Consider the following 6,388-nt stretch of genomic DNA (forward strand, 5'->3'; position numbering starts at 1 on the left):
CCGGTTTGAAACCTTTCGTAAGCGCACCACCTTCATTCACCGGATGAGGAGAATTTGCTTTTTGGACCCAGCCCATTTGCCCAAGGGCTATCGTGCTAATTAAAAGAAATATATATAGATACCCTTTTATTAAACCACATAACCCCTCCTTTAGGGTTTTTCATCCCATCACTAGATAGTATAAATTAAAAAGATAATTTGTCAATAGGCGATTCCCATTAAAATATCTTATCACCTCAGGCGGAAAAAATTATCTGATGAGATAACTTTTTATTAAGGGAAAAATTGCTTTAAGTTTTTCATTTTCAATAACTTAAACCCCTTTTACCCAAAAGATAGGGGTCAGTTCCCCCTACGGCATCCTTAGGGGGTAGAAAAGAATAATCCTTCCCCTAATCTCTTCCTTAATTTCTCCCCTCCTCTCTTCCCCAATTTCCTCCCTAATTTCTTTTCCCATCCCTCTCCTCCTTTCTCCCCCCTTTTTTCTAAGACTTCCTTTCTTCCTCCCACCACCCCTCTCTTGTCCAATCCGCTTAGGCGTCGCCTCTTCCCTTCCTTCCCCAATCGCCTTACGTCAATTTTAAAAAAATTGAAAATCTCATTCCGATTAAAGACATCATAATTAATGAACAAAATGGTTGATTTTTTCCTCTCCCATTTTATAATGGAAAATAATGTCTCTCTTTATCCTATTTTTAATCTCCCAGGCAACGGACACAAACATCATCACTTATTACGGGAAGAAGATTATCTATTTCCCAAAGGAAGAAAAGGTTATTCTCCTCGACTCCGCCTGGGTAAGATATCGGGATTATGCCATCTTCTCGGACACCATTGTTTATGACTTAAAGAAAACTATCCTTTCCGCCTACAAGGGGGTGAACTTCCAATCCGCTACGGAAAGTATCTTCGGCAGTGAATTCCATTTTAACTTGAAGACGAAAAGAGGGATGATGAGAGAAGCAAAGACGAAGACCGCTAACGGTTACTTAAAAGGGGAAAATATTTATCTCTTAAAAGAGAAGACCCTTTTAGCGGAAGATTGCTATTATACCACCTGCGACCACCCTAATCCTCATTACCAATTTTATGGCCGGAGATTAAAAATTCTCCTTGACGATATGGCGATAACCGAGCCGATATTATTAAAAATCCGAAAGTTCCCTTTAGCCTTTGCCCCTTTCTGGTTCTTCCCGATTGCCGAAAAGAGAAAATCTGGTCTTTTGCCCTTTAAGGTTGGCCAATCCTCTCTTGAAGGTTATTACGCCCGAGGTATTGGTTATTATTTAGTCTTAAACGATTATTCTGACTTAACCTTCTATTTGGATGTGATGCAGAAGAAGGGTTTAAGACCAAAAATAGAAGGGGTTTATCTTGTCCGCCCCTTCGCCGAAGGCAACTTCGGCTTAACTTATATTGACGAATGGGATACCAAGAAGAGAAGATATAGTGCCAATGCCAAACATTCCTCAGTATTTTTCTTTGATTCGGATTTAACCTATTATATTGATTACACCTCGGATGCTAAATATTTTCCTGATTATGCAGAAGAGAAGGTGGAATGGCTGAAACAAGAAATCACCAATGAAGCCTCCCTTTCCCGCCGGTTAAAGAAATTCGGTAAGGTGGGGTTTAATTTCAAGTATTATCATGACTTTCCTAAAAATGCCACAAATCTCCTCTTCCCCGCTTTCAATTTTTCCCTCTACCAAAGACCAATCTTTAAAAATTTTGGCATCTCCCCATCTTTCAGCGCCAGCCGAGAAAAATTTTTAGATAGAGATACCACCGGCAAAGACAGCCTTAGAGAGAGTGAAGATAGAACTTCTTTTAACCTCGGCTTCTATCTGCCACCTTTCTCCTTTGCCACAGTTAATTTCACCAACACCTTTGCGGGCGGTAGAAGGAAAAGGGAAGTCTTTTTGCCCGAGAGGAGAGAAGAAAAAATCCAGTATCTATCCACCAATAATGGTCTATCCTTATCCCACCGCCTCTCCGAAGGGGTCTATCTCTCCGAAAATTTCTCTTACAGCCACCGGTTAAATTTTGCAGCCGATTCGGTCGTTCCTGATGTTGGCTACTATTTTTCCCTCTCTTCGGGCTTAAACCTCTATCGTCCTTATTATCTATCATTCCTCACCCTAAAAGGTTTTCTCCACCAAATCTCCCCTTCTTTCTCCTATTCTTACCAACCCCGAATAAAAACCAAAGGGATTTGGGGAATTCCCCGTTTTGATACCCTTCCCTTAAACCATCAGATTGGGATCAACATTGGGAATAATATTCAAGGGAAGTTTGGAGAAGAGGAGATGATTAGTAATATTGGTAATATCAATTTCGGTTTAAGTTATAACCTCAATGAGAAGAAGTTAACTCCTTTATCCGTTTCGGCTGATTTTATCCTCCTCAACCAACCGAATGGCTTCTCCCAAACCTTCTTCTCTTTTCATCTCCCCCTTGACTCCTTAAAACCAAAGGACTTCTCCATCACCACTTCTTTTTCCTACCAATTTCCCCAATTCCCCTTCCTTCCTTATGATACGATAGAAAAGAGAGATGTCTTGACCCTCTCAATTAACCATCTCTATTCCGGAAGGGAAAATCATATGCTCCTTTATACTATCGGTTTTGCGCCCCGCGGTTGGAATTTCACCTTAACCAGTGGTTATAATATCGCCCGGAAAGAAAGGGCGGATTATTCTCTTAACCTTTGGCGGGATTTACACTGTTGGGAACTTTTAGCAAATTTTTCTGGTTTCGGTACCAACTGGCGTTATGACTTCCGGCTTCGGATTAAGAAACTTCCCGATGTCGCAATCGGCAAAGGGATTTTAGATTTCCTCTTACCATAAGATGCTTTATTTAGCTTCCCAATCGCCAAGGAGAAAAGCTCTCCTCAAAAAACTTGGGATCAGATTTAAGATTTTAATCCCAAAGGTTTCTGAAGAATTGGCAAGGGAAACGAGCGACCCAAAAGAATTGGCGATAAAAAATGCAAAGAGGAAGGTAGAAAGTGTTGCCCAAAGAGTAAAGAGGGGAATAATTTTAGGTGTGGATACGATTGTGGTTTATAATAAGAAAATTCTCGGCAAACCAAGATCAAAAGCCGAGGCGAAAAGGATGTTAAAACTCCTCTCCGGGAAAAGACACTTAGTAATCTCGGGTATCTTCCTCTTAAAGAAGCCGGGGGATAAAATAATTAGTGATTACGAAGTGACGGAGGTGACCTTCCGCCCTTTAAGGAAAAAAGAGATTGAAGATTATATCAATACTAAAGAACCTTATGACAAAGCCGGTGCCTATGCCATTCAGGGAAGGGGCGGTATTTTTATTGAAAGAATTGAAGGATGTTATCAAAATGTGATTGGCCTCCCCCTGCCCAAAATTTTAAGGCTTTGGAAAAAGATTTCTTAAAACTCCAATTGTCTGGGTGCTACCCTTGGTTTTTTGCCGAAGTAGGAATAAGCCAGGGGGGTGGCTTCCCTTCCCCGGGGGGTTCTTTTAATAAAACCTTCCTTCACCAAAAATGATTCGTAAACCTCCTCAATCGTCTCCGCATCCTCCCCCAAGGCAGCTGCCAAATTGTTAATCCCAACCGGACCACCATCAAATTTCTCAATGATGGTTAGAATTATCTTCTTATCCATCTCATCCAATCCCCTCTTATCAACTTCCAACTTCTCCAAGGCGTACTCCACAATCTCTTTATCAATCACCTCCTTTCCCATCACTTGGGCGAAATCCCGTACCCGGCGCAAAAGGCGATTAGCCACCCGGGGCGTACCTCTTGCCCGTTGAGCAATCTCTAAGGCACCATCATCATCAATCGCCAAATTTAAAATCCGGGCGGAGCGGAGGACAATCTCGTATAAATCAGAAGGGGGATAGTAGTCCAAATGAAAGATGATACCAAAACGGGAACGGAGGGGGGCGGTTAAAAGACCAGAGCGGGTAGTTGCCCCAACTAAGGTGAAATTGACTAACTTAATCTTATGGGTCCGGGCCGCCGGTCCTTTATCAATTAAGATATCAATCCGGAAGTCTTCCAAGGCGGGATAGAGATATTCTTCCACGGTCTTATTGGTCCGATGGATCTCATCAATAAAAAGGACCTCCTTTGCCTCCAGGTTGGTCAAAATTCCAACCAAATCAATCGGTCTCTCTAAGACCGGTCCGGATGTCGTCTTAATCCCGACAAGCATCTCATTGGCGATGATGTGGGCTAAGGTCGTCTTCCCTAAACCGGAAGGACCAAAAAATAAGATGTGTTCTAATGGTTCATCCCTCTTTTTTGCCGCCTCAATGAAGATTTTGAGATTCTCCTTTATCTTATTCTGACCAATAAAATCTTTCAAGTATCTTGGCCGCAGGGTGGCATCATACTGCTCTTCCCCTCTTAATCGCTCCGGTTGGGTTATCCTCTCCTTCACCTCTTCAAAACTTCCTTAATTAAATCCTCAACGCTTTTCTTTTCGTAATCCTCAATCTCCGCAATCTTCTTTCGCGCCTCCTTGGGCGACATCCCCAAAGAGACTAAGGCGTTGATCACCTCTTCGGGGATTTCCCTCTCCTTCTTTTCCGGTTCCTTCCGGTATTTATCACCCAACTTGAAGATAATCATTTCTGCTTTCTTTGGCCCAATTCCGGGAACCTTCTTTAAGGCATCAACCCTTTTCTCTTTTATCACCTTCTTTATCTCCTCACAACTCATCCGGGATAATAGAGAAAGGGAAGCCTTCGGTCCCACCCCTGGACATTGGAGAAGGAGGGAAAAGACCTCTTTCTCCTCCAGGGTGGCAAATCCGTATAACTCCACTTCCTTCTCTTGAAAATAGGGATAGATATAAAGGGAGACCTTTTCCCCCAAATTTCCTAATTTGGTGGTGGTGGAGAGGGGACAATAGATAAAAAAACCAATCCCCAGACAGTCAATAATCACCGAAGTGGGTGATTTCTCCTGAATCTTTCCCCGCAGATAGCCAATCATCTCTTCTCCTTTAACTTTTCCTTTAGATAATAGGCACACGCCAAGGCATCCGCCTCATCCTCACCAACATTATCCGTAATATTTAAGAGATTTTTAATCATATAATTCACCTGCCTCTTTGATGCCCTCCCCTGACCGGTGATCGCCAATTTTAACCGCAAGGGATTCACCTCATAAAGGGGAATCTTCTCCTGCGCCAAGAGATAGAGGATGGCACCCCGGAGGTGACAGGAGAGAATCACGCTTTTTGATGCCTCCTTCTTAAAAAAAAGGGTCTCGCAGGCACAGGATTTAATCTTCTCCCTCCTGATCACTTTCCGTAATTCCTTAATGACAAATTCAATCCTTTCCCCTAAGGATTTTTTCTTATCGGAACGGATGGTGCCATAGGTAATACTTTTTGGGGAATTGGTTCGGGTGGAAAGGACCGCAAAACCGGTTGCGGACAATCCGGGGTCAATCCCTAAAATCTTCATAAAAATTTTATTTCTCCGCCAACTTCTCCATCAATTCTTCGGCGATGTCAAAATCCGCATAGACCTGCTGCACCTCATCCAACTCTTCTAAGGCGGAATGGAGTTTTAAAACCTTCTCTCCCGTCTTTTCGTCCACCGGGGTTAAGGTGAGGGGCAATTTTGTCAACTCCGCATGCTCAATAGGAATCTGCTCCTCTTCCAATTTCTTTTTTACCGCAAAGAAACTGTCTGGTGGGGTGATGATCTGATAAGAATCGCTTTCCGTCTTCATATCCTCCGCCCCCGCTTCCAAAACCAGAGTGAGGAGGGTATCTTCGTCAACTTTCTCCTTAGGGACATAGATAATCCCTTTCGGTTTGAAGCGCCAACTGACGCCACCAGTGGCGGCTAAATTGCCACCGTAGCGGGAGAAGATATGGCGAAGTTCTTGGGTAGTTCGGTTCTTATTATCGGTTAAAACCTTAACGATTATCGCCACCCCTCCTGGTCCGTAGCCTTCATATTCCACCTCTTCGTAATTAACCCCCGGTAGTTCTCCGGTTCCCCTTTTGATCGCCTTCTCAATATTATCACTGGGCATATTCGCTTCCTTTGCCGCTTCAATGGCGGAGCGCAGGCGTGGATTAAAATCGGGATTGCCACCCCCAGTGCGGGCAGCGACGGTAATCTCCCGAATTAACTTAGAAAATAGTTTCCCCCGGGCTTGGTCGGTTTTTGGTTTCTTATGTTTCAGTTTTGCCCATTTTGAATGTCCAGCCATAGGCTTATTTTAAGGATAAATTATAAATTGTCAAGGAGACGGTTTTCATCAAAAATAATCTTACCGAAAATGGGTTATTTAATCAAAAATATCTTACCATTGAAAAAATTTAGGCTCCCTCCCATATTAAAAAGTAATAGAGGGAGCCTTTATGGTTATAACGAT

At 42.9% G+C, this 6,388-nt stretch carries 7 protein-coding genes; 2 read left to right on the plus strand and 5 right to left on the minus strand.

Annotation, left to right across the window (positions count from 1 at the left end; translation table 11 throughout):
- Positions 1–363: 363 nt before the first annotated feature.
- Entirely contained in the window at positions 364–633 is a 270-nt protein-coding gene (locus tag ABIL00_07970; GenBank protein MEO0110695.1) for a hypothetical protein, read from the minus strand.
- A gap of 41 nt (positions 634–674) precedes the next feature.
- Here ABIL00_07970 and ABIL00_07975 point away from each other — a divergent pair, with 41 nt between their 5' ends.
- Complete coding sequence (locus ABIL00_07975; GenBank protein ID MEO0110696.1) at positions 675–2,852, plus strand: putative LPS assembly protein LptD; 2,178 nt, start codon at positions 675–677, stop codon at positions 2,850–2,852.
- 1 nt (position 2,853) lies between these two features.
- Positions 2,854–3,414 carry a Maf family protein gene (locus ABIL00_07980; GenBank protein MEO0110697.1) on the plus strand — a complete coding sequence of 187 codons (561 nt, stop codon included), beginning with the start codon at positions 2,854–2,856 and terminating at the stop codon, positions 3,412–3,414.
- Here ABIL00_07980 and ruvB read toward each other — a convergent pair.
- Genes ruvB through ABIL00_08000 form a run of 4 tightly spaced genes read right to left on the minus strand, consistent with a single transcriptional unit; the run spans position 3,411 to position 6,223 of the window.
- The gene (ruvB, locus tag ABIL00_07985) at positions 3,411–4,430 is read right to left on the minus strand and encodes a Holliday junction branch migration DNA helicase RuvB (GenBank protein ID MEO0110698.1); all 1,020 of its coding nucleotides are present in this window, start codon (positions 4,428–4,430) and stop codon (positions 3,411–3,413) included. The genes ABIL00_07980 and ruvB overlap by 4 nt on opposite strands.
- Positions 4,427–4,987 carry a Holliday junction branch migration protein RuvA gene (ruvA, locus tag ABIL00_07990; protein ID MEO0110699.1) on the minus strand — a complete coding sequence of 187 codons (561 nt, stop codon included), beginning with the start codon at positions 4,985–4,987 and terminating at the stop codon, positions 4,427–4,429. The genes ruvB and ruvA overlap by 4 nt, the downstream gene beginning before the upstream one ends.
- Positions 4,984–5,463, minus strand: coding sequence for a crossover junction endodeoxyribonuclease RuvC (gene ruvC / locus ABIL00_07995; GenBank protein MEO0110700.1), 480 nt, complete (start codon positions 5,461–5,463; stop codon positions 4,984–4,986). The genes ruvA and ruvC overlap by 4 nt, the downstream gene beginning before the upstream one ends.
- Positions 5,464–5,470: 7 nt before the next feature.
- A complete protein-coding gene (locus tag ABIL00_08000; protein MEO0110701.1) occupies positions 5,471–6,223 on the minus strand; it encodes a YebC/PmpR family DNA-binding transcriptional regulator in 753 nt (250 codons plus the stop codon).
- Positions 6,224–6,388 lie beyond the last annotated feature (165 nt).

The sequence above is a fragment of the candidate division WOR-3 bacterium genome, assembly GCA_039801905.1.
In the GTDB taxonomy this organism is placed as follows: Bacteria; Hydrothermota; Tepidihabitantia; order Tepidihabitantales; family JBDRVQ01; genus JBDRVQ01.

Bases quoted from the DNA above. Each gene is read 5' to 3' on its own strand.
- ruvA (MEO0110699.1), bottom strand. From the start codon at position 4,987: ATGATTGGCTATCTGCGGGGAAAGATTCAGGAGAAATCACCCACTTCG.
- ABIL00_07975 (MEO0110696.1), top strand. From the start codon at position 675: ATGTCTCTCTTTATCCTATTTTTAATCTCCCAGGCAACGGACACAAAC.
- ABIL00_08000 (MEO0110701.1), bottom strand. From the start codon at position 6,223: ATGGCTGGACATTCAAAATGGGCAAAACTGAAACATAAGAAACCAAAA.
- ABIL00_07980 (MEO0110697.1), top strand. From the start codon at position 2,854: ATGCTTTATTTAGCTTCCCAATCGCCAAGGAGAAAAGCTCTCCTCAAA.
- ruvC (MEO0110700.1), bottom strand. From the start codon at position 5,463: ATGAAGATTTTAGGGATTGACCCCGGATTGTCCGCAACCGGTTTTGCG.